Origin of the sequence: Harryflintia acetispora, assembly GCA_004340125.1 — a bacterium.
In the GTDB taxonomy this organism is placed as follows: Bacteria; Bacillota; Clostridia; order Oscillospirales; family Ruminococcaceae; genus Harryflintia; species Harryflintia acetispora.
Genome location: SLUK01000008.1, coordinates 146537 through 170897 on the forward strand (window position 1 = coordinate 146537; position 24361 = coordinate 170897).

Here is a 24361-nt window from a genome sequence, read left to right on the forward strand (position 1 = left end):
ATGAAACGTCTTTTTCTCTCCCTTTGCTGCGCTCTTCTCTTTATCTTTGTCAGCTTCGCCCCCCTGGCCGCTTCCCCGGTCCGGGAGGTGTTTTTGCAGGTGCGCACCCCCGGCGGCGCGCCGGTGGCCGGCCTGTCGGCGTCCTGCGACTATGGCTCGGGCGAAATCCTGGAGTCCTCGCTCACCCCGGACTATATCAGTATGACCGGCCCCGAGGGCCGTTTTCCCTGCGGGGAGCTGCTTGTCGGCAAGCGGTATACCGTCACGCTGCAGGACTACTACCGCTTTCCCGCGATTGTCCGCCAAAGCGTTTCCTTCACCGTCCTGCCCGGAGACGGCCCTCAGACAGTGGAGGCCGTTTGGAAGGAGCAGAGCCCGGCAAAAAGCCTGGAAGCGCTCTCAGAAAAGGTAGTGCTGCGCTTTGTCGATGCCACCGGGAACCCGGTCTGCGGGCTCTTCCTCTCGGGCGGCAGGGACAACCCGCCTTTGCCCGCCGCGGGACAGAAGGCCAACCCGGGCACCGACGGGCAGCTCGGCTACAACGACCCGGACGGGAAATATGTGTTCATCAGCCCCGCGCGGGACAGCTATACCGTCACCGTTTCCCGCGCCGAGGGCCTGCCTTCGGTGGGGGAGCAGACCTTCTGCTTCGACGCGTCGGTGGGCGGCAGCCGGGAATATGTGCTCCCCCTGCGCAGCGACCCGTCCGTGCCCGGTCCATACGCGGACCCGCAGAGCTCCCCCGCCTGCCAGCTGCGGCTGAAAATCGTCGATGCCGCCGGGCGTCCGGTGCCCGACCTGGTGGTCTCGGGGGAGCCGGAAAACCCAAAGGCGCTTCGCATCGAAGCCAGGAAGACCGATCAAAACGGCGAGGTGCTGCGACAGGCGGGGGTCTACGAGCGTTACCGCCTCACCCTGTCGAACCCCTACCGCAAGGAGGGGGTCCAGCGGCAGGAGTACCAAGTATGGGGACTGCCCTTTACAGGGGTGCGGGACTACACCCTGGTCTGGAACGGCGAGGCGCCCCGGGAGAGCCTCGCGCGCCGGGCGGACAAGCTGATCCTCTGTTTCCGGGATGCCTTTGGCGCGCCGCTGCCCGGCCTTTCGGTGCGCGCCGACCCGCAGGAGGGCGGCAAATCTGAGGAGGGCTACACCGACTACGAGGGGAAGTTCATCCTCCTCTCCCCTGCCGAGAGCTACACGCTGCACGTTTGGGGCAACGGGCAGGAGAAGCGCTTTACCGCCGGCACGGACGGCGGACAGGAGCAAACGATTATCTTGTAAACCAAAGGGGGGAAGGGGCCGCGGCTCCCTCCCCCTTTTCATCAACCTGCCCAATCCCGCGGGAATCTGTCTGCGAAAGAAGGACAAAAATGCTATTGAATAATGGGGCGTTTGGTGCTAGAATGGAAAAAATATCGAAAAACGATTGTGGTTTGGTGCAAGAGGAATGGAAATCGGCGATGAAAAAGGAGGATAATCTATGCTGAATACCGAATTTTCGGGCAAGTTCGCCAAGGAGGGCCTGACGTTCGACGACGTGCTGCTGATCCCCGCGAAGAGCGACGTGCTCCCCAAGGAGGTCGACCTGCGCAGCGAGCTGGTCAAGGGGATCACCCTGAACACCCCCGTCATGACCGCTGCGATGGACACCGTGACCGAGGCCAAGATGGCCATTGCCATCGCGCGCGAGGGCGGGATCGGGATCATCCACAAGAATATGTCCATCGAGCGGCAGGCCGACGAGGTGGATAAGGTCAAGCGCTCGGAAAACGGGGTCATCGTCAACCCGTTCTACCTCTCACCCGAGCACTTTGTCTTCGACGCGGACGAGCTGATGGGCAAGTATAAGATTTCCGGCGTGCCGATCTGCGAGGCGGATGGGAAGCTGGTGGGCATCCTCACCAACCGCGACCTGCGGTTCATGACCGATTTCAACGTCAAGATCAAGGACGTGATGACCAAGGAAAACCTGGTGGTCGCCCCGGTCGGCACCACCATGGCCCAGGCGCAGGAGATTCTGCGCAAGCACAAGATCGAAAAGCTCCCCATCGTGGACGACGGCGGCTACCTCAAGGGGCTGATCACCATCAAGGACATCGAGAAGGCAGTGCAGTACCCCAACTCCGCCAGGGATAAAAACGGCCGCCTGCTCTGCGGGGCCGCCATCGGCGCCACCGCCGACGTGCTCGACCGCGCCCAGGCGCTCATCAATGCGCAGGTGGACGTGCTGGTGCTCGACTCGGCCCACGGCCACAACAAGGACATCGCCGTCGCGGTCGCGAAGGTCAAGAAGGCCTTTCCGAACGTGCCGGTCATCGCCGGCAACATCGCCACCGGCGCCGCGGCCGAGGATCTCATCGCGGCGGGCGCCGACGCCTTGAAGGTCGGGATCGGGCCCGGCTCGATCTGCACCACCCGGGTGGTCGCGGGGATCGGCGTGCCGCAGATCACCGCAGTCTACGACGTGGCCTGCGTCGCCAGCAAGCACCACATCCCGGTCATCGCCGACGGGGGGATCAAGTATTCCGGCGACATCGCCAAGGCGATCGCCGCGGGCGCAAACGTCGTGATGCTCGGCTCGCTTCTGGCGGGCTGCGAGGAGGCCCCCGGGGCCGAGGAAATCTTCCAGGGCCGCCGCTTCAAGGTCTACCGCGGCATGGGGAGTCTGGGCGCGATGGCCTGCGGCAGCAAGGACCGCTATTTCCAGGGGGACAACAAGAAGCTGGTCCCTGAAGGGGTCGAGGGCCGGGTGCCCTACAAGGGAAGCGTCGCCGATTCCATCTACCAGCTGCTGGGCGGGCTGCGTTCCGGCATGGGCTACTGCGGCTGCCGCAGCATCGACGAGATGCACGAGAAGGCGCAGTTTGTGCGGATCACCGGCGCCGGGCTCAAGGAGAGCCACCCGCACGATATCTACATCACCAAGGAAGCGCCGAACTACTCGGTGCAGATCTGAGGATAACGTAAAACCAGGGCTTCGATCGCAGCGATCGAAGCCCTGGTTTTTTTGTGGGGCGCCGCCCCACGCCCCGCCCAAGGGGATGATTCCCTTGAGAATCCCACATAAAACTATATGTTTTCCAGCAGTTCCTCCACCCGGTCGGTGCGCTCGAAGCTGACATTCAGCTCCTCGCGGCCCATGTGGCCGTAGCTCGCCAGCGGCTGATAGCGAAGTGAGCGCAGCCCGAGCGAGTCGATGATCGCCGCCGGGCGCAAATCGAAGGTGCGGCGCACCGCCGCCTCGATTTCATCCGTCGGGCGCTTCCCGGTGCCGAAGGTGTTGACATTGACCGACACCGGCTCGGCCACCCCGATGGCATAGGCGAGCTGCACCTCACAGCGGGAAGCGAGCCCCGCCGCCACGATGTTCTTGGCCACGTACCGCGCGGCGTAGGCGGCGCTGCGGTCCACCTTGGTCGGGTCCTTGCCCGAGAAAGCGCCGCCGCCGTGGCGGCCCCAGCCGCCGTAGGTGTCCACGATGATCTTGCGCCCGGTCACGCCGCTGTCCCCCATCGGGCCGCCGACCACGAAGCGTCCGGTCGGGTTGATGAAGTAGCGGGTGCGCTCGTCGCAGAGCCCTTTCGGCAGCACCGGGGCGATGACCTGCTCCAAAATATCCTGCCGCACCTGCCCGATGTCCACCTCGGCCGCGTGCTGGGAGGAGACCACCACCGCCGAAATGCGCACCGGGGTGTAGCCGTCGTACTCCACCGTCACCTGGGCCTTCCCGTCCGGGCGCAGGTAGGGTAAAGAGCCGCGCCGTACCTCGGCCAGCCGCCGGGTCAGCCTGTGCGAGAGGCTGATGGTCAGCGGCATGTACTCCGCCGTCTCGTCGCAGGCAAAGCCGAACATCATCCCCTGGTCCCCGGCGCCCACGCTGCCGGCGCCCCCGGAGCCCAGCGAGACCCCCATCGCGATGTCGGGGGACTGCCGGTCCAGCGACGTGAGGATGTTGCAGGTGTTCCCATCAAAGCCGTATTCGCTCCGGTCATACCCGATGTCGCAGATCACCCGTCTTGCCAGCGCCGGGATGTCCACCTGTGATTTGGAAGTGATTTCCCCCATGATCAGCACCATGCCGGTGGTGGCGGCGCACTCGCAGGCCACCCGGGACTGGGGGTCCCCCTGCAGCATGGCATCGAGCACGGCGTCCGAAATCTGGTCGCAGATCTTGTCCGGATGCCCCTCGGTCACCGATTCCGACGTAAAGAGATAGTTTGCCATTTTTGTTTTCTTCCTTTCCGCTTCCCTTATCAGATTGTTTGGCAAGATGTTTCAGACGCAAAAACAGCGCCCGGAAAACCGGGCGCCGCTCTATCTTAGCCTCATCTTCCGGAGTTTTCCGCAGGATTTGGCACCTTGCGCTCACACGCAGGTTGCCGGGCTTCACAGGGCCTGGTCCCTCAGCCGCTCTTGATAAGGATGTATTTAATTTTTATTTATTTTACACGGTTCCCGCCCTCTTGTCAAGAGCGCGCGGGCAGCCCGCCCTCCTCGTGGCGCACCAGCCGCGCGATCGGCTTGTAGACAAGGTAGGTGATCAGGGCGTTCGCCCCGGCCTTGATCAGGTTGAAGGGGAGGATCACCGGGAGCATTAGCTCCAGCACCGCCTGCCGGGGAGCGCCCATGAAAATCGGGGTAAAGATCAGGTTCCAGAGCGCCATCACCGCCGTCATGGTCACGACCCCGGCGGCCAGCGCGATCATCGCCCCGCCGCGGGTGTGCTTTTTGCGGTAGATGTTCCCGGCCAGGATGGCGAAGGAGCCGGTCGCGCAAAAGTGCATGAGGATCCCGATGATGCCGGACGAGGCGCTCACCGTGGTGCCCTGGATGATCGAGACCACCAGCGTCAGCGCCAAACCCGCGCCGGGGCCGAAGAGGAAGGTGCCGATAAAGATCGGGATGTCCGCCGGGTCGTACTCCATCCAGGGCGCGGCCGGGAAGAGCGGGAAGTGGACGATGGCCACCAGCACGATGGAAAGTGCGGTGAGCATGGCCATGGTGGTGAGCTTGCGGGTGGTCTGGCTTGCTTTCATGATGTTCTCCTCCAGTTTGGGGCCTGTTCTGGGGTGCGCCGCCCTCCCGGAATCCTTTCCCGGAAAAACGGAAAAGCCCTTGGGAAAATCCCCAAGGGCGTCAGCATATCCGCGGAAAACCGCCTCGTGCTGCTTCTTTCATCCGGACTATACCGTTGGTATGGGAATCACACCCATTCAGCCGAGGCTTTCGCTTCGGGTCGCGGACTATCACCGCCAGTGGGGAATTTCACCCCGCCCTGAAACAGACGCTGTTAAATTTTTATTTATTATATTCTATTCGCCCCGGCTTGTCAAGATTCCTCGGGGAACTCGATCCGGCGGAGCTGGCGCACGTATTCGACTTCCCCATCCGGGCCCCGCCGGTGAAGCAGCAGGTCGCCTGGTTTAAAGTCGACCCCCTTGCGGGTATAGCCCTCCTCGATCACGGTCACGTCCCACGCCTCCGAGGTGCCGAGCGTCTCGTCGGTGATGGTAATCACCCCGTCCTCCACCGTATACTCGCTGCAAAAGAGGGTATCGAAGCCGTTTTCAAAGTCGTCGATGGTCCAGTTCAGCGGGCTGTCCGACATGGTGCTGTAGCACACCCCGTTTTCATCGAAGGCGAAGAGCTGGTAGTCGTAGTCCCAGGGCACCACCTTGGTCTCCTCCTCGAGCAGCGCATCGCTCCATTTGACATATTCCCAGTAGCCGATGAGGTCCTCCTCCAGCGCCTGCTCACCCACGTTATAGTCGCTCTCGCTCACCGTTTCCTCGGCGGGCGCAAAGCCCGAGGCGCCGAGAGGGATATCCCCGCTCGCGCTCTTGGTCACGCATCCCGAAAGGGCCAGGCAGCCGGCCGCAAGGATGGCTGCAAGCAGTCTTTTCATGCCGTCATTCCACCGCTTCTTTCCTGATTTTGGTTCGTCTATCCTTCGTTATTATATACTGATTGCGACATTCTTGCAATATTCTTGACAGTTTGTGTTAAAATAGAAGAAGCGCTTTGATTCATTTAGGAGGGATTTCGCTTGTCTGATGTCCGCCTGTCAAAAACAGGAGACCTTCCCGCCCTGCGCTCCCTGTTCGGACAGGTCTTCGAGGAGGATGAGGCGGGGCTCGACCTCTTCTTTTCGCACTGCTACCGGGAGGAAAACGCCCTCGTCGCCGAGGTGGACGGGGCGCTTTGCGGGATGTTTTACATCCTGCCCGCCCAGCTGCTCTGCGCGGGGGAAACCCTTGATGTCGCCTACCTCTACGCGCTGGCGGTGGAGGAGCACATGCGCGGGCGGGGGATCGCCGGGGAGATCATGCACGAGCTGGACAGGCTGCTGCCCGCGCGGGGCTATGCCGCCGCGCTGCTCAAGCCGGCCGAGGAGTCCCTCTACGGCTATTACCGCCGCTTCGGGTTCGACCATGCCTTTTATGTGAAGCGCTTCCCCTTTTCGGCCGGGGGGCCGGGGAAGGTCGTGCCGATCCGGCTCGATAAGCTCCCCCGCCCGCGGGAAAGCTACTTTTCCTGCCGTCCCCTCTTTTTATGGAATCAGGGGATGCTGCGCTTCGCCGAGGACTTCGGCCGCCACGGCGGCGGGGGCACCTGGCTCATCGAGACGCCGCAGGGCGGCGGCTACGCCCACGGGCGGATTCGGGAGGGAAAGCTGCTCGTGACCGAGCTCGGGTGCGAAGCCGGGAGCGAGCCGGCACTCCTCGGCGCGCTGGCGTCCCGCCTCGGGCTGCCCGGCGGAGCGGCGCTGCTGCCGCCGGACGCTCCCTTCGGCGAGCGGGAGCCCACCGCGCTGCTCAAATGGTTCATCCCCGCGCGGGAGACAAAGGACGGTTACTTCTCCCTCGCGTTCGACTAGTCCCGGCTGACGAAACATTTACTGCAAGGAGGACATCATGCTCAAACGTTTTATTTCCTACTACCGCCCGCACTGGAAGATGTTCGCCATAGATATGTGCTGCGCCTTCGTCATCTCGGCGGCCGACCTGTTCTATCCGGTGGTCAGCGGCAATATCATCGACGAATACATCCCCCAGAAGAACCTGCGCATGCTGCTGATCTGGTGCGCGCTGCTGCTGGGGATCTACATTCTGCGCAGCGCCCTGAACTATGTGGTGCAGTACTTCGGCCACATGGTCGGGGTGCGCATGCAGGCGGACATGCGGCGGGACCTCTTCTCCCATTTACAGTCCCTCCCCTTCTCCTACTTCGATAAAAACAAGACCGGCGCCATCATGTCGCGGATCGTCAACGACCTGATGGAGATCAGCGAGCTGGCCCACCACGGGCCGGAGGACGTGTTCATCTCGATCGTGACCCTGGCCGGGTCCTTCGTGCTGATGTGCATGCGCAACATCCCGCTGACTTTAATCATCTTCGCCTTTATCCCCTTCCTGGTCTTCTTCGCCATGCGAAAAAGGATCAAGATGAACAACGCCTTCGCCCGCCGGCGGGAGGAGGTGGCCGGGATCAACGCCACGGTGGAAAATTCGATCTCGGGGATCCGGGTGGCCAAGGCGTTCCAGAACCTGGACAACGAGCTGGAAAAGTTCGCCTGCTCGAACAATTCCTTCGTGGACGCCTGCCGCCAGAGCTACCGGGCGATGGCCGAGTTCTTTTCCGGGATGGACCTGCTGAGCAACCTGATCATGGTGGTGGTCCTTCTCTCGGGCGGCCTGTTCGCCATCTACGGGCAGATCACCCCCGGGCAGTTCGCCTCCTACATCGTCTTCGTCAGCATGTTCTTTAACCCCATCAAGCGCCTCATCCAGTTCGTCGAGCAGTACCAGACCGGCATGACCGGCTTTAAGCGCTTCTGCGAGATCATGGACGAGCACCCCGAGGACGACGACCCCGGCGCGGTCGAGGCTCGCGACGTGCGGGGGAATATCCGCTTTCAGGACGTCACCTTCACCTATGAGGGGGACAAAAACCAGATCCTCCACCACCTGTCGCTCGACATCCGGGAAGGGGACACCGTCGCGCTCGTCGGCCCCTCGGGCGGCGGCAAGACGACGCTGTGCCACCTGATCCCCCGCTTTTATGAGATCAACTCCGGCGCGATCACCCTCGACGGGGTGGACATCCGCCACCTTAAGCGCGCATCCCTGCGCGCCGCCATCGGGATCGTGCAGCAGGAGGTCTTCCTCTTCACCGGCACCATCCGGGACAATATCGGCTACGGGCGAAGCGACGCGGGTGAAAGCGAGATCGTCGAGGCCGCCAAGCGCGCCAACATCCACGACTACATCCTCTCCCTGCCCGAGGGGTACGACACCTACATCGGCGAGCACGGGCTCAAGCTCTCGGGCGGGCAGAAGCAGCGCATTTCGATCGCGCGGGTCTTCCTCAAAAACCCGCCCATCCTGATCCTGGACGAGGCCACCAGCGCTCTGGACAACGTGACCGAGCAGATGATCCAGTCCGCGCTCGACGAGCTCTGCCGCGGGCGGACCACCATCGTGGTGGCCCACCGGCTCTCGACGATCAAGAACGCCGACCGGATCGTGGTGCTGACCGACGAGGGGATCAAGGAGCAGGGCACCCACGACGAGCTGCTCGAAAGAGGCGGCATCTATGCCGGGCTCTACCGCTCACAGTTCAGGGCCTAGGGCGATGATGGAACGTCTACTGAAAAGGGGCCTTTGCGCCTTCGAGCTCAAGGTCATCGCGCTCGTCTGCATGACCTTCGACCATGTCGCCTTCTTCCTCTCCCCCGCGCTGCCCATCCCCTGGTGGTTCCGGCTGATCGGGCGGATCGCGGCCCCCCTCTTCATCTTCCTGAGCTGCTGGGGGTTCGATTACACCCACGACCGGGTGCGCTATATCCGCCGGATGTTCTGCTGGAGCGTCGGGATGGACCTCTGCACGGCGGTGATCAACTTCCTCACAGCCGGCCGGGCCGAGGTGAGAATCGACAACCACATCTTTTCCACCCTCTTTTATATCCTTTACTATCTCTACTGGATCGAGCGGCTGCGCGCACGGGAGATGGGGAGGAGCCGGCCCGCGAAGCCCCTGCTGGCCATCGCTCTGCCCTTCGTGCTGCCGCCGGCGGCCTCCCTCCTGCTCGCCATGCTCACGGCGAATCTTGGCAAGGGAGCGCTGCGCAGCCTCCTGCTCGGGGTGCTGAGCGCACTGCTGCCCTGCCCGCTCTTCGTCGAGGGAGGCGTGCTGCTCGTCGCCTTCGGGGTGATCCTCTACTACCTGCGAAACCGCCGGCGGGGGATGATCATCTTTTACTGCGTCTTCTCCCTGCTGACGGGCGGGCTGCAGAGCTTCATGATCCTCGCGCTGCCGCTGCTGCTGCTCTATAACCACCGGCAGGGCCGCAGGATGAAATACTTCTTCTATCTCTACTACCCCTTGCACGCCTATCTGCTCTACGGCTTGCAGCTTTTGCTGCTCGCCCGGGGGGAATAATTTTTTACGTGCTCGACAAGGGACACACTTTTTTCTTCGGGACAGAAGTTAAGGTTGCGTCCCTCTCAAAGTATTGAAAGCGCCGTTTTCAACATCTCCATATGAGTGGTTCTGAAATCCAGACGCTCTCTTTTCTAATTTTTGTTGTTATTCGTTTCAGTAATAAATTATACACCGAAGGATACAAAAAGCGGCTAACCCGCAGGGTAGCCGCTTCAAGACCTTACACCAATATGGAAACACCTTTTTCAATACCCATTCCTTACAATTTTAGCTTTGAAGATACTTCAGGAAATCGCATTATTTGCAAAACACACAAAAGAATAATCACGTTAACTTAGCAGTATTAAGAAAAACAAGTACAAATTAAGAATTAATCAAAACACTGCCAGAAAGCCTCCGATCATCACTTATGTATTACGATATGCAGTTCTGGTAGATTGCCTCGTACCGTTATTCGTATAAACGGTGTGATTACTATCCCAAGCGATAGGACCATTACGATTTTCCTCCAATCTTGAAGCAAAAGTCTAACCAGAGTACATAAAGTTTTTCCGTGCTACAAAAATCATTTTTGTAATATTAGTATTATTATATGTGCAACAAGCCTTTAAGCCAGTTGAACACATTAGCACCCGCATTCGTTAGCTTGGTTATTTGACATTGTTTTAAATATTGTGGAGTAATAACGTTTTTTAAAATTGTCATTGTGGGTTCCAATGAATAAAAATATTTTTCAATATCCAACGACTTTTTAGTTTTTTCTATATATTCTGTAATACGCAAACCGTCTATTGCACGTTTATCACAAACAATAAATATATCAGCACAGTCTTTTATTATTTCAAAAGATTCTTTGTATGTTTTTTGATCAGGAATCTGTATGGACACACCTAAAGTATGGAACGCTGATAATATTCGCTGACCCATATGACTATTTTGATTGCCTAAAAAAGCGAAACGTGTTCCTTCTTTAAAACAAGCAATCAAATCCCTAATCTCAACAAAAAAAACATATTTCCTGTATTCTTGAAAATTTTTGTTAGCATCTCAAAAAACAGATAAATCTTTTTCTTTTTTCTCATAATATTTTTGCAATTCTAAATTCCAATATTTGTCAATTATATTTTTGATTTCTTCTGCGTCGTAATACACATGAAAACAAAAGGACAGGCCATTTCTTTCAAGTGCATTAACAAACCTTACGATTCCGTAAAATGATGCTCTTAGAGGGCTTTCATAATCAAAAGATAACCTAATATATTTAAGATTTAATTCCTGTAAAATACTTATAATTCCTTCAATATTTTTATCACTATCGTTAATTCCTGGTAATATATTATATTTAAGTTCCATGCGGCCTTGTTTTCTATATCTTCTTAAGTTTTCTAAAACTTTCTCGAATAAATCCCTTCCCTTTACTATTTTAAAAGTTTCCCGTGTCCCACAATCTAAGCTCAATCTAAGTTCGCTGTCATTTTGTTTTAACGAATTAGCTATTTGATCATCAAAAATAAAACCGTTGGTTAAAAAGGTGGAATCAAACCCGGCTGTTGCTTCTAATAAAATATCCTTAAAAGGAGTAACTGTTATTTCTGCAGTAGCAAACTCAAATCGACAATTACTATCCAATAGATTATTTTGCTTTAAATATTGAATCATTTCTGCAATCATTTTTGGATAACAAGAGTGTTTAGCAGCCTCGTAATTATTATTTTCTCGAGTTGGAACACTGCAATAAATACATTCTGCCTGACATATAGAAGGGTAACAGCTTATATTTATTAGGCTGAATTGTTCAACGCCATATCCAATATCAGATATATGATTAGGGATGACCTGCAAACGACAACAATTTGCACACGCTTTAGCATATTTGGTATCGCCAATATTATTAAGGCTTTTTAATATATTTTCTCTTGTTTTTAAAATATTAGCAATTGTTTCTTGTGATGTACTCGAATATGGAAATAACGGTAAGGTTTTATGAAAATTATTATGGGCTCCACAGCAAAAGCCTATTTTATCATTGTAGAATCCCAAGTGATGCTGAAGTAAATCACATGTAGTAATGTCCTTGGAATAAAAAGAATACTTGACCCCTTTTTCCAATAAACGAGAGGCAATATCCATACAACGGGGATATTCATCAGTAATAATTACCATTAATTTTGATTTGTCTTCAGCATTAAGCATTTGTGGAGTATTAACTTTAAATCTATACTTGTTATCTAAAGTACTAACATTTTCTACCACACAGTCATCGTCTACAAAATATAGTGGAAAAATATCATTATTAATTAAATATTCAAGAGCGTATATTCCGTTATTACCCGTACCAAATAAAACTACCTTTTTATTTGTTAATTCTTTAATAAAATAATCCATTTCCCCATCCATCCATTCATTAAATTTCATTTTTGTCTATTTACAGTTTATATACTATAGTATTTTTTGTTAAAAATCAATATATGTTAAAGCCAGATAGCCAGAAGCGACAAAAATAACAATTGATTTTACAATAATGACGCTACGTAATAGCGCAATATTAAATATTATATAAGTGTATAATTACACAGTCGTCCTAATGAAGTCAACCTAGCTTTCATCCGAATAATTATCGGAAAAGGAGGCAGGGCGAATCCGCTTGACTTCTGGTCCGATTCGCCGTAAAATGAAACAGTATATCGAGTCCAATAAGAAAAATTTATATGACGGAGGGTTTCGCGTGCTTTCCAATACAGAAAAAACGATGGAAAAGATCGTCAATCTCTGCAAGAACCGGGGCTTTGTCTACCCGGGCAGCGAGATTTACGGGGGGCTTGCCAACAGCTGGGACTACGGCCCGCTGGGGGTGGAGTTCAAAAACAACGTCAAGCGCGCCTGGTGGAAGAAATTCGTGCAGTGCTCGCCCTACAACGTGGGGCTGGACAGCGCGATTTTAATGAACCCCGAGGTGTGGGTGGCCTCCGGCCATGTGGGGGGCTTCTCCGACCCGCTGATGGACTGCAAGGACTGCAAGACCCGCCACCGCGCCGACCAGCTTATCGAGGCCCAGGCGGGGATCTCGCCCAACGGCTGGAGCGACCAGCAGATGATGGACTTCATCAAGGAGAAGGGGATTTCCTGTCCCGAGTGTGGGTCAAAGAACTTTACCGACATCCGCAAGTTCAACCTGATGTTCAAGACCTTCCAGGGCGTGACCGAGGACGCCAAGAGTGAAATCTTCCTGCGCCCCGAGACCGCGCAGGGGATCTTTGTCAACTTCGCCAACATCCAGCGCACCACCCGCAAGAAGCTGCCCTTCGGCGTCGGCCAGATCGGCAAGAGCTTCCGCAACGAGATCACGCCGGGCAACTTCATCTTCCGCATCCGCGAGTTCGAGCAGATGGAGCTCGAGTTCTTCTGCAAGCCGGGCACCGACCTCGAGTGGTTCAAGTATTGGAAGGATTACTGCCACAACTGGATCCTCTCGCTGGGGATCAAGGACGAGAACCTGCGCCTGCGCGACCATGACCCCAAAGAGCTTTCCCATTACTCCAAGGCGACCACCGACATCGAGTACCTCTTCCCCTTCGGCTGGGGCGAGCTTTGGGGGATCGCCGACCGCACCGACTTCGATTTGACGCAGCACCAGGAGCACTCCACCAAGTCCCTGGAATACTTCGACCAGGAGGCCAACGAGAAGTACATCCCCTATGTCATCGAGCCCTCGCTCGGCGCCGACCGCGTGGCGCTGGCCTTCCTGTGCGAGGCCTACGACGAGGAGGAGGTCGGCGAGGGCGACACCCGCGTGGTCATGCATCTCCATCCGGCGCTGGCCCCCTACAAGGCCTGTGTGCTGCCGCTGTCCAAAAAGCTGGGCGAGCAGGCGGGCAAGGTCTATGAGCGCCTCGCGGACCTCTTCCCGGTGGACTACGACGACGCCGGCTCGATCGGCAAGCGCTACCGCCGCCAGGACGAGATCGGCACCCCCTTCTGCATTACCTACGACTTCGAGAGCGCCGAGGACGGCTGCGTGACGGTGCGCGACCGCGACACCATGCAACAGGAGCGCATTGCGATTGACGCGCTGCCCGGGTATCTCGGGGACAAGATGCATTTTTAAATTCCCCCAAGCCAAAATGAAAGTGCGTACCGCCCAAGGGCGGTACGCACTTCTTGCAGCTGATAGAGTTTCCGAGAAAGGATTTTAAAACACATGCTCCAAAACATTTTCGATTCCCATGCCCACTATGACAGCCGGCAGTTCGGCCAGAGCGATCAGGGCCTGCCCGACCGGGACGCGCTGCTCGGCGCCATCCTCCCGCGCGCCGGGGTGCGCCGGGTGATGAACGTGGGCAGCGACTACCCCTCCAGCGTGCAGAGCCTGCGGCTGGCCAAGACGTATCCCTTCGTCTCCTGCGCCGTGGGGGTCCACCCCGAATCGGCCAGCGATCTTGAAAACGGATGGCTCGAAAAGATCGAGGCGCTCGCCGGGGAGGGCGAGGTGCGCGCCATCGGGGAGATCGGGCTGGACTACCACTACGAGCCCTACAGCCGCGAGGACCAGCTCGTGGTCTTTAGCGCCCAGCTCGAGCTGGCGGGAAGGCTGGGGCTGCCGGTGATTGTCCATTCCCGGGACGCCGTGCAGGACACCATGAACCTGCTGCGCGAGTACCGCCCGCGTGGGATCGTGCACTGCTTCTCCGGCTCGGCCGAGACGGCGAAGGAGGTGGTCGCGCTCGGAATGTACGTCGGCTTCACCGGGGTGGTGACCTTCAAAAATGCCAAGAAGGCCCTGAAGGCCGCCGAGGCGGTGCCGCCCGAAAGGCTGCTGGTGGAGACCGATTGCCCCTACATGGCCCCCGAGCCGCACCGCGGGCAGCGCTGCGACTCCTCGCTGCTGCCCTTTACCATCGCGGCGCTGGCCAAAATAAAAGGGGTCGGCGAGCAGAAGCTCGCCGACCTGACCTACCGCAACGCCTGTAAAGTTTACGGCCTCCCCGACGACCTTTAGGTCTCAGTGGAGGGGATATAGCGGCTGATGATCTCCATGGCCGCCTCGTTGTCCTCGAGCATCAGCATGATCAGGTAGGAGCCGTAGCGGTAGATCTCAGCCTCCTGGGCGATCTTGTGCGAATCGAGGATATCGTAGCTTTCGCTCTTGCGCACCCGGTCGAGCTTGATCGTCTCGAGGTTTTCGCGCACGACGTCGTAGCTGGATTCGTAGGGCTTGATGATATACACGTCCGCGATCCCATAACGCCCGGAGGAGTAGCGCACGTAGTACTCCTCAATGTCGTTCCACAGATCGAACCCCAAGGTGTCCTCCATCAGGTCGTCGTCGGCCACCGCGACCTCTTTGATATCAATGTCGCGGTAGATCTCTTCGATCGCCCCTTCGGGGTCCGCCGCTATACTGACCTTGGGCAGGTCCTGCTGCTGCGGCGCCTCCTCACTCTCGTTTGCGCCGCAGCCGAAGAGCGGCAGCGCCACCAATATCACCGCCAGAAGGGCGGAACATATTTTTTTCATCCAAAACCTCCGCGCCGCCTTCGGGCGGCATTGTTCTTCGCGTGTGGGTATTCTCCCGGTCCCCGGACGGGACAGGGCGATATTTATAAGTATAGCTTTTTTGAGACCGGTGTCAAGCGCGGCGGAATATCCACGCCCCCGCACCCGTAAAATGAACAGGGAGCTTTGCGGCGGCCGCCCAGGATTTTTCCCGGTCCAAAGAAAATGGGCCGCGGCCAAAAGCAAAGGGGCGCGGCGGCGATTCCCGGCCCAAAGAAAAAAAGCGCGCCCCTTCTTTACTTTTCACCGGGAAATCGTTATACTTAGTAGTAACGCGATTTGACTGATGAAAGGGCTGGAAGTAACTTGCAGCAGTATGGAATTTGGATTGTAACCGGCGTGCTCGCCGTCGCGCTCCTGATCGGGGCGTGGTATCTCTACCGCTACCTGCTCTACCGCAGCGGGAAGCTGGGGAAGCAAAAGGTGTCCGCGGCGCTCAAAAAGTTCGGCGTCATCCGCAACTTCAAGGTGGTGGACGACCTCAACCTCTCGTATAACGGCCGGGCGGCCCACATTGACCATATGCTGATCGGCTTCTTCGGGATCCTGTTCGTCAGCACGGTCAACGATACCGCCGAGTATTACGGCGACGCAAAAAGCGAGGGCTGGACCCAGGTGACGGCCAAAACCCGCAAAAAGATGCCCAACCTCATGCAGGAGAACCTGCACAACATCGACGTGGTGCGGGAAATCTTCTCGAAGAACGACATTTATAACATCCAGATGGAAGGGGTCACCGTCTTCTGCGGCAGCGTCAAAAAAAGCCTGATCGGGATCACCGGGGCGCAGGGGCTCATGACCTTCAAAAAATTCAAGGCCTATCTCGGCAAAGCCAAGTTCGATAAGGACAACGACGTGGACGTGCCGGGGCTCTACGGGCTGATCATGAAGTATAAAGTGTAAGGACGGCCGGGACGCATCTGCGTCCCGGTTTTCTGGTACCCGCTCCTGCGGGACGGTCAGGGTTTCCGATTGTCCATCTCAAAAAGACAAACGTTTTGTGCAGAGCGACATATTTTGCAAAATCCATTGACTTTACCCGGACCCGCACCTATAATAAGAAATATATCATCGCGCTAAAGTGCTGATATACAGCCCGCTTTACGCGGGCGCGGGGCGCTCTCGCGTCACGCAACAAAATGATGACTGGAGGCAATGTTTTATGGCTAGGGTTTACAATTTCTCCGCAGGCCCGTCCATGCTGCCCGAGGCGGTGCTGCGCCGGGCGGCCGACGAAATGCTGGACTACGGTGGATCAGGGCAATCCGTGATGGAGATGAGCCATCGATCTAAGGAGTACGGAGAGATCATCGGCGGCTGTGAGGCGTTGCTGCGCAGTACGATGGGGATTCCGGACAACTATAAGGTGCTCTTTTTGCAGGGAGGCGCGTCCAGCCAGTTCGCCATGGTGCCGCTCAACCTGCGCAAGGGGGGCAAGGCCGACTTCGTGCTGACCGGGCAGTGGGCGAAAAAGGCCCATTCCGAGGCCAAGAAGTTCCTCTGCGCCAACGTGGTGGCCGACAGCTCGGACAAAACCTTTTCCTACATACCCAAGCTGGATCCCCAGAAGTTTGATCCGGACGCCGACTATTTCCACATCTGCTACAATAACACCATCTACGGCACCCGCTTCCATGCGCTGCCCGACACCGGGAAGGTGCCGCTGGTGGCGGACATGTCCAGCTGCATCCTCAGCGAGCCTGTCGATGTCTCCCGCTTCGGCGTGATCTATGCCGGCGCGCAGAAGAACATGGGCCCGGCGGGGCTGACGGTGGTGATCATTCGCGAGGACCTGATCGGAAACGCCGACGAGAGCGTGCCGACCATGTTTAACTACAAGACCCATGCGGACAACGATTCGATGTACAACACCCCGCCCACCTATGCGATCTACATCTGCAAGCTGGTGCTCGAGTGGCTGCGCGACGAGATGGGCGGCCTTTCGGGGATGAAGGCCCAGAACGAGCGCAAGGCCGGGATGTTCTATGACTACCTCGACTCCTCCGCCCTCTTCAAAGGGACGGTCGACAAGGCGGACCGCTCGCTGATGAATATCCCGTTCGTCACCGGCGACGAGGAGCTGGACAAAAAGTTTGTCAAGGAGGCGGCCGCCGCGGGGTTCGTCAACCTCAAGGGGCACCGGAGCGTCGGCGGGATGCGCGCCTCGATCTACAACGCCATGCCCGTCGAGGGCGTTATCAAGCTAATCGAATTCATGAAGGAATTCGAGCGCCAGAACGGCTGAGCGCCGCTTCTGAAATAGAAGGAGGAACCCGACTTGTATCAAATCAAGCTGCTCAATAAAATTTCTCCCTCGGGGCTGGATGTCTTCCCCAAGGGGCAGTACTCCTACGCCGAGGAGGCGCAGAGCCCCGACGCGATCATGGTGCGCTCGGCCTCGCTGCACGAGTATGAATTCGAGCCGTCCATCAAGGCGGTGGCCCGCGCGGGCGCGGGGGTCAACAACATCCCGATCGACCGGTGCAGCGAGCTTGGCATCGCCGTCTTCAACACCCCGGGCGCCAACGCCAACGCCGTCAAGGAGCTGGTGGTGGCCGGGCTGCTGCTCTCGGCGCGCAAGGTGGTGCCGGCCATCGAGTGGCTCTCCACCATCAAGGACGAGGGGGACGCGGTCCCGGGCCTCGTCGAAAAGGGAAAGGGCAAATTCGCCGGGCCCGAGCTTAAGGGCAAGAAGCTGGGCGTCATCGGGCTGGGGGCCATCGGCGTGATGGTCGCGAACATCGCCCGCCACTTCGAGATGGAGGTCTACGGGTACGACCCGTACATGTCGGTCTCGGCCGCCTGGGCGATCTCGCGCTCGATCAATCACGCCTCGTCGGTCAAGGAAATCTTCGAAACCTGCGATTTCATCACCCTGCATGTGCCCCAGACCCCCGAGACCAAGGGGATGATCAACACCGAGTCGATCAGCACCATGAAGCACGGGGTGCGCATCCTCAACTTCGCGCGCGGCGGGCTGGTGGTCAATGCCGACATCCTCGCCGCCATCGACGAGGGGAAGGTCGCCTGCTATGTCACCGACTTCCCGAGCGCCGAGCTGATCGGCCAGAAAAATGTGGTGGTCATTCCGCACCTGGGCGCCTCGACCCCCGAGTCGGAGGACAACTGTGCCACCATGGCCGCCGAGGAGCTGCGCGAATACCTGGAAAACGGGAACATCAAGAATTCGGTCAACCTGCCCTCCCTGTCGATGGAGCGCAGCGGCAAGGTACGCCTCGGGGTCATCCACCGCAACGTGCCCAACATGATCTCCCAGGTCACCCAGACGCTGTCGGACGCGCACATCAACATCGGGAACATGACCAATAAATCCCGCGGCGACTACGCCTATACTCTGGTGGACGCGGACAGCGACCTGCCCGCCGGACTGATCGACACCATGCAGAAGATCGAAGGCGTCATCCGGGTCACAATTTATTAACCCCTCCCGGGGGTTCCAAGGGGTGTGACACACCCCTTGGCAGAGGTTTGGAGACGGCGTCTCCAAGGTCTTTATTCGTCAAGGCCCGGAAGAGGGGAATCAAACGCTCCGGTGGAGCGTTTGAGGGGAGGAACCCAAGGGGGTTCCTCCCTTCTTTTCTTACACCCCAAAAGGGGAGGGAACGGCTTTTGCCGTTCCCTCCCCCTTTTATCCCTGATCCGCTCAGCCCTGGCCGGTCACGAGCCGCAGAAGCAGCTCGACGATCTTCTCCATCGACTGCACCGAAATATACTCGTAACGCCCGTGCATGTTGTGCCCGCCCGCGCAGATGTTCGGGCAGGGCAGGCCCATGTAGGACAGGCGCGAGCCGTCGGTCCCACCGCGGGTCGGCTCGACGATCGGCGTGATCCCGAGCTCCACCATCGCGGCCTTTGCCGCCTCGATGAGCTCAAAATGCGGCTCGATCTTCTCGCGCATATTGTAGTAGCTGTCCCGCAGCACCAGGTTCACCGTCCCGGCGCCGTACTTCTCGTTGAGGTAGTCGGCGATCGCTTGCAGGGTATGCTTGCGTTTTTCAAAGAGGCCCCGGTCGTGGTCCCGCACGATGTAGTGCAGCCGCGTGCGCTCCACCGACCCCTCGAAGCCCTCGAGGTGGTAAAAGCCCTCGTACCCCTCGGTAAAGGCGGGGGCCTCCTGGGGCGGGAGCATGCTATGGAATTCCATCCCGATCAGGATGGAGTTTTTCATCTTGTGCTTGGCGCTGCCGGGATGGATGTTCACTCCGCTGATCTGCACCTTGGCATCGGCGGCGTTGAAGGTTTCAAAGCTCAGCTCCCCGAGCACCCCACCGTCGACCGTGAAGGCGACATCCGCCCCGAAGGCTTTCACATCAAAGAAATCCGCCCCCCGGCCGACCTCCTCGTCGGGGGTGAAGGCGATTTTAAGCGGCCCGTGCGGAAGCTCGGGATGGGCCATCAGGATTTCGGCCAGCTGCATGATCTCGGCTACCCCGGCCTTGTCGTCCGATCCGAGGAGGGTGGTCCCGTCGGTCACGATCAAATCCTGTCCGACATACTGGCCCAGCGACTCGAACTCCTCCCGGCGCAGCACGATCCCCCGCTCACCGTTCAGCACGATGTCCCCGCCGTCGTAATCCTTTACGATCCTGGGCCTGATGTCCTCCCCCGAAATGTCGGGCGAAGTATCCATGTGGGCGATCAGTCCCAGCACCGGGCCCTTCCTCTTGACGGTGGCGGGGATGGTCCCCATCACATAGCCGTTGTCGTCCATGCGCGCGTCCGCGATCCCCAGCTCCTTCATCTCGCGCACCAGCTCCTCGCCCAGCGCCTTCTGCTTTTCGGTGCTGGGGAAGCAGTCCTGCTCGGGCAGGGACTGGGTGTCAAAGGAAATGTACTTCAAAAAACGCTCGGTCACATTGCTCACAGGAATCCGCCCCTTTCTAAAATCACTCAAGATACCGCAAAACCGCGACCACCTTGCCCAACACCGACATCTCGCTGACCAGGATCGGCTCCATCGTGCTGTTGCGCGGCTGCAGGCGGTAGTGCCCGTCCTCGCGGTAAAACTCCTTGACGGTGGCCTCGTCCTCGATGAGCGCCACCACAATGTCCCCATTTTCAGCCGAAGGGGTGCGCCGGGCGACGATGTAATCCCCGTCGAAGATCCCCGCCTCGATCATGCTCTCCCCCTTGATTTGCAGCGCAAAGAGCTCGTCGTGGGTGTAGCGCCCGGTCTCAAAGGAGATGTATTCCCCCGTCTCCTGTACCGCCAGGATGGGCGAGCCCGCCGTGACCACGCCGAGCATGGGCACGCGCAGCGTCTGGGTGCCCTGCCCGCCGGGATGGAGCACCCGGATGGAACGGTTCTTGGCGTTCTCGCGGCGGATATAGCCGCCCTGCTCGAGCTCGTTGAGATATTTGTGCACCGTAGAGGTGGATTTGATATGGAGCTTCTGGCAAATCTCCCGCACCGAGGGCGGGTATCCCTCATTGTCGATGTTCTCTACAATGAAGGCCAGCACCTGCCTGTGTATGTCGCCGATCGCGCCCATAAGACCCCTCCTTCGCTTTCTTGGCAATCGCCACTCTGTGGTTATTATAGCATACTCATGCGGCAAACGCAAACATATGTTTAAATTTTCTTTAAGCCTCCTAAAACGGATTGTTCAGAATTCATCGAATGTTATTTAAACGTTTATTCACAACGCTTTAACAAACAATTCCTGCAACCTTGTATAATAAAAGCATACCCGGTGGATATGAAGGACCTGCCGAAGGGAACGGATTATCCAAACGCTATGCCGCAGCGTTTCGGGTATTGCTCTACCCTCCTCAAAACACACCTCAAACAAAGAAAAAAGCCGCCATACGTATGGCGGCTTTTTTCTGTCCCGCGTCTTTTAAACGGCGCGGAGGCGTGCTATAATTTTTACATTGCCACTGGAAAGTTAAAACAGGCCGGGAGGGGAAACGTTTGCGCCCCGACATAAGCTCCCGGAAAAGGAATGGTCATCAACATGCCCCATTTTGAAAAACAGCTGTCCACGCGCTCCATTTATGATGGACGGATCGTCCACCTGCGCACCGACACCGTCGAGCTGGAAAACGGCGAGCAGACGCTGCGCGAGGTGATCGACCATCCGGGCGGGGTGGGAATCGTCGCGCTCGACCGCGAGGACAACGTGCTGCTGGTACGGCAGTTTCGCTACCCCTTCTCGCAGGAGCTGCTGGAAATACCGGCGGGCAAGCTGGAACGCGGCGAGGACCACTACGTCTGCGGCCTGCGAGAACTGCAGGAGGAGACCGGCTATTCGGCCAAGACCTTCCAGTATCTCGGCTGCCTCTACCCCACTCCGGCCTATCTGACCGAGATTACCCATCTCTACTACGCCCGCGACCTAACCGCCGGCGGACAGAAGCTGGATGAGGACGAATTTCTCAGCGTGCTGCGCCTTCCCTTCGCGCAGGCGGTGCAGATGGTGCTCGACGGCGGGATCCCCGACGCCAAAACCCAGGTCGGCCTGCTGCGGGTGGATGCCTTGCGCCGGCAGGGCAAACTCTGATTTGTGATTGGGTACAAAATATAGAAACCACGAAAGGCGGCTCTGTACACAGCCGCCTTTCGTGGTTTTTACATCCCCGCCTATTGGTATGGTTCACCTACACAAACCATACCAATAACTATAATATATTATCTTCCAAATGTTTGCAATTGGTTTTTCGAATTTATTTCTAAGTGTTTTTAACAAATATTAGTAATAATTTTTGGATATATCTCACAATCCTATCGCCAAGTTCGACCATTTTCTCCTGTGATTCGAGAAAATGCCCCGGGTACGAACACTGCGCGAGGAAAATCATTCCTCCTCCGGGCCGAACAGCCAGAGCAGGAAGGTGACCACCATCGCCGCGGCCGAGACCGCGATGGCCGTTTTCCGCAGGATCTCCAACCGGGTCACCCGCAGGAAGGTCTGGGTGTGGAAGCCGTCGGTGACGATCTGGTCGAACTCGTCCTCGAACTCCTCGGTCGAGACAACAAGCGCCGGGCCGTACTTCGGGGCGATCACATCCACCGACAGGTCCCGCTTCCCCCGCCCGGCCCTGTGCAGGGAACGCATGATATATCCGGCGGCATATTTCGCCGTGAGAGACACGGCCAGCATCGCCGCAGAAATTTTCATCAGCAGAATTCTTTTCTCTCCCAATGTCCGGCGCCCCCTTTCATTTTCTCTTCCTTCACTAACTTTGCCAAAAAGGATTAAGCCCATTCCCTTAGGCCCAAACTTTTATCGGGCAATTCGCCGCTGCTATTATAGTAACACAGGAGCGCGCATAAAATCAATGCGGACCGGATGAATTTATTGCGGCGGGAGAAAAAGTATGGTATACTCAAATTGGAAATTATTTCTTATTATCCGCTGCAAAAACCGGCGGCGGGAGAACAGGACTGCTAAGATGGACAAGCGTTTAAACGGGCGGGTCTGGCTGCTTGACGAGATTCGTGGGGTCGCGATCCTGCTGATGGTGCTTTACCACACCGGGTACGACCTGGTGGCCATCTTCGGGCTGGACTTTCCCTTCTTTTTTTCGCGGGGGCTCAACTTTGTGCGGGATCTGATGGCCGGTACCTTCATCCTTCTCGCCGGGTGCGCCTGCCGCTTTTCCCGCAACAACCTGCAGCGGGGACTGAGCGTCTTTCTGTTCGGTATGGCGATGACGGCGGTCACCCTGCTCATCATCCCCGAGCAGCGCATCCTCTTTGGGATTTTACACCTGCTGGGGCTGTCGATGATCCTCTTCCCCTTCCTGCGGCGCGCGCTGGACAAGCTGCCGCCGCTGTGGGGGTTCCTGCTCTTCACCGCGCTGTTTTTGCTGCTCTTTCGCGTTCCGGCGGGACAGGTGCTCGGCCTGCCCCTGCCTAGCGCGCCGTATGAGCTGCGCTTTTTGTTCCCGCTGGGGTTCCCTGCCCCCGCCTTCTATTCCAGCGACTACTTCCCTATCGTCCCCTGGATGTTCCTCTTCTTTGCCGGGAGCTACGCCGGAATCCCCATCAAGGCCGGCAGGTTCCCTTCCTTCTTCTACCGCCAGCACAGCGAACCGCTGTGCTTTATCGGGCGGCACACCCTCTGGATTTACGTGCTGCACCAGCCGATCATCTACGGCTTGCTCAGCCTGATTTTTAACGTCCTTCTCGCATAACACGGTCAAAGGGGGAATTGGCCATCAAACGGATCATTCTGCTGCTCACGGCGGTCTTTCTGCTCTACAACCTCGAGGCTCACCTGCGCTTTGAGGTCAGCTTTCCCCTGCCTGAGCAAAGCGGCATCGAAATCTACAACCAGTTTCTCTCTTCGCTGCAGAGCGGGGTCATCCAAAAGCGCAGCACCATGCTGCGCAGCAAATACGACCTGGTCAACACCGAGGAGGAAAACATCCGCTTCTCCCGCGAGGGCGGGCGGCTCTATCTGACCTATCAGCACCGTTACCCCGCGGTGTTCTGGAGCTGGCCGACCCCCAATTACTACGACTCCGACCGGTATTATTACCAGCTCAAGGGGGACTGGTTTTACGACCGGTTCGGCTATTTCGACGACCAGGTCCGGCTCGGATATTTTTCCATCCCGCCCGAGGTGCTCGACGGGTTGAGCCTGACCAAGGACCTGGTCGAGCTGTCGGGGGACGGCTACCGGATCACCCTGGTGGCCGAGAATGAAAGCGGCAGCGTACACAATGAAATCGTCATGCAGGCGAGCGCCGATGGGATCATCCACCGGATCGTAATCAGCCAGTACGGCGATAAGCGGGACGGCGGCCAGCGCCCGCTGCTCGGCCGGCATACCATCCATTACAGCCATGTAAATCAGCAGGTCCCGATCAAAAAGCCGAAAGGCCTCAGCACCCGGATATAAAGCACGCCCCGGCCGCATGGCTGGGGCGTTTGTAGGATAAGAATTTGACCGTTAGCATAGGTTGCTAACGGTCGTCTTTTTATCTGTTTTTAGAAGGAAACGCGAAAACCTTGCCGGTCCCCTCCGATTTTATCCTAATTATATCCTGTTCTGGAACGGATTTCAAGCCAAAACCTTAATTTTTGCTCCTTCCCCTCAGCCAAATGACCGAGAGCAACCTATGCTGTAGGTCAATTTATTTTGATTGAGGGGGCCATATCATGAAAAGGATCGTTATCGTTTGCACCGCCGTTTTGGCGCTTGCCGTATTGGGCGGCTTCACGCTGGGGGACAGCGGGGCGCGGGAGCATTACGCTGGTCTGCTCCGGGAGGGAATCATCACCGAGGCTGAATTTATGGTGGGCAGCATTTCTGCGGAAATGCAATTGCCGGCTGACGCCGGCGGCCCACCTCATGGGGGGAATCATCCCCCCATGGACCCCCTAACTCTC

Annotated in this window: 23 protein-coding genes and 2 riboswitches; of the genes, 14 read left to right on the plus strand and 9 right to left on the minus strand. The window is 57.4% G+C overall.

Features of this window, described 5'->3' with window-relative positions; all coding sequences use genetic code 11:
* Complete coding sequence (locus EDD78_RS10000) at positions 1–1284, plus strand: carboxypeptidase-like regulatory domain-containing protein (protein ID WP_132084840.1); 1284 nt, start codon at positions 1–3, stop codon at positions 1282–1284.
* 199 nt (positions 1285–1483) lie between these two features.
* A complete protein-coding gene (gene guaB, locus EDD78_RS10005; protein ID WP_181966733.1) occupies positions 1484–2959 on the plus strand; it encodes an IMP dehydrogenase in 1476 nt (491 codons plus the stop codon).
* A gap of 113 nt (positions 2960–3072) precedes the next feature.
* Here the strand turns inward: guaB and metK are convergent, their stop codons facing one another.
* From metK to EDD78_RS10020, 3 genes are all read right to left on the minus strand, one after another.
* Positions 3073–4227 (minus strand): methionine adenosyltransferase, encoded by a 1155-nt coding sequence (metK, locus tag EDD78_RS10010; RefSeq protein ID WP_132084841.1) that lies wholly within the window; start codon positions 4225–4227, stop codon positions 3073–3075.
* Positions 4228–4325: 98 nt separating this feature from the next.
* Positions 4326–4426: riboswitch (SAM riboswitch) on the minus strand.
* 43 nt (positions 4427–4469) lie between these two features.
* The gene (locus tag EDD78_RS10015) at positions 4470–5039 is read right to left on the minus strand and encodes an ECF transporter S component (protein WP_132084842.1); all 570 of its coding nucleotides are present in this window, start codon (positions 5037–5039) and stop codon (positions 4470–4472) included.
* Between the two features lie 126 nt (positions 5040–5165).
* Positions 5166–5290: riboswitch (FMN riboswitch) on the minus strand.
* A gap of 42 nt (positions 5291–5332) precedes the next feature.
* Positions 5333–5908, minus strand: a complete 576-nt coding sequence (locus EDD78_RS10020) for a hypothetical protein (protein WP_132084843.1) — start codon at positions 5906–5908, stop codon at positions 5333–5335.
* A gap of 141 nt (positions 5909–6049) precedes the next feature.
* Between EDD78_RS10020 and EDD78_RS10025 the strand changes: the two genes are divergently transcribed.
* Genes EDD78_RS10025 through EDD78_RS10035 form a run of 3 tightly spaced genes read left to right on the plus strand, consistent with a single transcriptional unit; the run spans position 6050 to position 9444 of the window.
* A complete protein-coding gene (locus EDD78_RS10025) occupies positions 6050–6880 on the plus strand; it encodes a GNAT family N-acetyltransferase (protein ID WP_132084844.1) in 831 nt (276 codons plus the stop codon).
* Positions 6881–6917: 37 nt separating this feature from the next.
* Positions 6918–8633 carry an ABC transporter ATP-binding protein gene (locus EDD78_RS10030; RefSeq protein ID WP_132084845.1) on the plus strand — a complete coding sequence of 572 codons (1716 nt, stop codon included), beginning with the start codon at positions 6918–6920 and terminating at the stop codon, positions 8631–8633.
* Between the two features lie 4 nt (positions 8634–8637).
* A complete protein-coding gene (locus tag EDD78_RS10035; RefSeq protein ID WP_165873185.1) occupies positions 8638–9444 on the plus strand; it encodes a TraX family protein in 807 nt (268 codons plus the stop codon).
* Between the two features lie 591 nt (positions 9445–10035).
* On the opposite strand, the gene EDD78_RS10040 is transcribed toward EDD78_RS10035, so the two are convergent.
* Together EDD78_RS10040 and EDD78_RS10045 are read right to left on the minus strand one after the other, a co-directional pair.
* Positions 10036–10434, minus strand: coding sequence for a hypothetical protein (locus tag EDD78_RS10040; RefSeq protein ID WP_132084847.1), 399 nt, complete (start codon positions 10432–10434; stop codon positions 10036–10038).
* A 60-nt stretch (positions 10435–10494) separates the two neighbouring features.
* Entirely contained in the window at positions 10495–11832 is a 1338-nt protein-coding gene (locus EDD78_RS10045) for a radical SAM protein (RefSeq protein WP_165873186.1), read from the minus strand.
* Between the two features lie 340 nt (positions 11833–12172).
* On the opposite strand from EDD78_RS10045, the gene EDD78_RS10050 reads away from it, so the two are divergent.
* Both EDD78_RS10050 and EDD78_RS10055 read left to right on the plus strand, forming a co-directional pair.
* The gene (locus tag EDD78_RS10050) at positions 12173–13552 is read left to right on the plus strand and encodes a glycine--tRNA ligase (protein WP_079699849.1); all 1380 of its coding nucleotides are present in this window, start codon (positions 12173–12175) and stop codon (positions 13550–13552) included.
* A gap of 93 nt (positions 13553–13645) precedes the next feature.
* Positions 13646–14443: a TatD family hydrolase gene (locus EDD78_RS10055; RefSeq protein ID WP_132084849.1), complete on the plus strand. Its 798-nt coding sequence runs from the start codon at positions 13646–13648 to the stop codon at positions 14441–14443.
* Here the strand turns inward: EDD78_RS10055 and EDD78_RS10060 are convergent.
* The gene (locus EDD78_RS10060) at positions 14440–14961 is read right to left on the minus strand and encodes a DUF4358 domain-containing protein (protein ID WP_132084850.1); all 522 of its coding nucleotides are present in this window, start codon (positions 14959–14961) and stop codon (positions 14440–14442) included. The two genes, EDD78_RS10055 and EDD78_RS10060, sit on opposite strands and share 4 nt — an antisense overlap.
* 345 nt (positions 14962–15306) lie before the next feature.
* Between EDD78_RS10060 and EDD78_RS10065 the strand changes: the two genes are divergently transcribed.
* The 3 genes from EDD78_RS10065 (at position 15307) to EDD78_RS10075 (ending at position 18442) form a co-directional block, all read left to right on the plus strand.
* Positions 15307–15903, plus strand: a complete 597-nt coding sequence (locus tag EDD78_RS10065) for a nuclease-related domain-containing protein (RefSeq protein ID WP_159449027.1) — start codon at positions 15307–15309, stop codon at positions 15901–15903.
* Between the two features lie 259 nt (positions 15904–16162).
* Complete coding sequence (serC, locus tag EDD78_RS10070; protein WP_079699853.1) at positions 16163–17245, plus strand: 3-phosphoserine/phosphohydroxythreonine transaminase; 1083 nt, start codon at positions 16163–16165, stop codon at positions 17243–17245.
* A gap of 33 nt (positions 17246–17278) precedes the next feature.
* Entirely contained in the window at positions 17279–18442 is a 1164-nt protein-coding gene (locus EDD78_RS10075) for a phosphoglycerate dehydrogenase (protein ID WP_079699854.1), read from the plus strand.
* A gap of 222 nt (positions 18443–18664) precedes the next feature.
* Here the strand turns inward: EDD78_RS10075 and pepT are convergent, their stop codons facing one another.
* Together pepT and lexA are read right to left on the minus strand one after the other, a co-directional pair.
* Positions 18665–19885: a peptidase T gene (gene pepT / locus EDD78_RS10080; protein ID WP_079699855.1), complete on the minus strand. Its 1221-nt coding sequence runs from the start codon at positions 19883–19885 to the stop codon at positions 18665–18667.
* A 22-nt stretch (positions 19886–19907) separates the two neighbouring features.
* A complete protein-coding gene (lexA, locus tag EDD78_RS10085; protein ID WP_079699856.1) occupies positions 19908–20513 on the minus strand; it encodes a transcriptional repressor LexA in 606 nt (201 codons plus the stop codon).
* A 465-nt stretch (positions 20514–20978) separates the two neighbouring features.
* Here lexA and EDD78_RS10090 point away from each other — a divergent pair, with 465 nt between their 5' ends.
* Positions 20979–21524, plus strand: a complete 546-nt coding sequence (locus EDD78_RS10090; RefSeq protein ID WP_132084851.1) for an NUDIX domain-containing protein — start codon at positions 20979–20981, stop codon at positions 21522–21524.
* A gap of 294 nt (positions 21525–21818) precedes the next feature.
* Here EDD78_RS10090 and EDD78_RS10095 read toward each other — a convergent pair whose 3' ends face one another.
* Complete coding sequence (locus EDD78_RS10095; RefSeq protein ID WP_079699857.1) at positions 21819–22166, minus strand: hypothetical protein; 348 nt, start codon at positions 22164–22166, stop codon at positions 21819–21821.
* A gap of 250 nt (positions 22167–22416) precedes the next feature.
* Between EDD78_RS10095 and EDD78_RS10100 the strand changes: the two genes are divergently transcribed.
* From EDD78_RS10100 to EDD78_RS10110, 3 genes are all read left to right on the plus strand, one after another.
* Positions 22417–23160 (plus strand): heparan-alpha-glucosaminide N-acetyltransferase, encoded by a 744-nt coding sequence (locus tag EDD78_RS10100; RefSeq protein WP_165873187.1) that lies wholly within the window; start codon positions 22417–22419, stop codon positions 23158–23160.
* Between the two features lie 17 nt (positions 23161–23177).
* The gene (locus EDD78_RS10105) at positions 23178–23870 is read left to right on the plus strand and encodes a hypothetical protein (RefSeq protein WP_079699859.1); all 693 of its coding nucleotides are present in this window, start codon (positions 23178–23180) and stop codon (positions 23868–23870) included.
* Between the two features lie 260 nt (positions 23871–24130).
* On the plus strand, positions 24131–24361 hold a 231-nt coding region (locus EDD78_RS10110), incomplete at its 3' end, for a hypothetical protein (RefSeq protein ID WP_132084853.1).

Coding starts and splice junctions, on each gene's coding strand:
- EDD78_RS10000 (WP_132084840.1), top strand. CDS start 1: ATGAAACGTCTTTTTCTCTCCCTTTGCTGCGCTCTTCTCTTTATCTTT.
- guaB (WP_181966733.1), top strand. CDS start 1,484: ATGCTGAATACCGAATTTTCGGGCAAGTTCGCCAAGGAGGGCCTGACG.
- metK (WP_132084841.1), bottom strand. CDS start 4,227: ATGGCAAACTATCTCTTTACGTCGGAATCGGTGACCGAGGGGCATCCG.
- EDD78_RS10015 (WP_132084842.1), bottom strand. CDS start 5,039: ATGAAAGCAAGCCAGACCACCCGCAAGCTCACCACCATGGCCATGCTC.
- EDD78_RS10020 (WP_132084843.1), bottom strand. CDS start 5,908: ATGAAAAGACTGCTTGCAGCCATCCTTGCGGCCGGCTGCCTGGCCCTT.
- EDD78_RS10030 (WP_132084845.1), top strand. CDS start 6,918: ATGCTCAAACGTTTTATTTCCTACTACCGCCCGCACTGGAAGATGTTC.
- EDD78_RS10035 (WP_165873185.1), top strand. CDS start 8,638: ATGATGGAACGTCTACTGAAAAGGGGCCTTTGCGCCTTCGAGCTCAAG.
- EDD78_RS10045 (WP_165873186.1), bottom strand. CDS start 11,832: ATGGATTATTTTATTAAAGAATTAACAAATAAAAAGGTAGTTTTATTT.
- EDD78_RS10055 (WP_132084849.1), top strand. CDS start 13,646: ATGCTCCAAAACATTTTCGATTCCCATGCCCACTATGACAGCCGGCAG.
- EDD78_RS10060 (WP_132084850.1), bottom strand. CDS start 14,961: ATGAAAAAAATATGTTCCGCCCTTCTGGCGGTGATATTGGTGGCGCTG.
- serC (WP_079699853.1), top strand. CDS start 16,163: ATGGCTAGGGTTTACAATTTCTCCGCAGGCCCGTCCATGCTGCCCGAG.
- lexA (WP_079699856.1), bottom strand. CDS start 20,513: ATGGGCGCGATCGGCGACATACACAGGCAGGTGCTGGCCTTCATTGTA.
- EDD78_RS10090 (WP_132084851.1), top strand. CDS start 20,979: ATGCCCCATTTTGAAAAACAGCTGTCCACGCGCTCCATTTATGATGGA.
- EDD78_RS10100 (WP_165873187.1), top strand. CDS start 22,417: ATGGACAAGCGTTTAAACGGGCGGGTCTGGCTGCTTGACGAGATTCGT.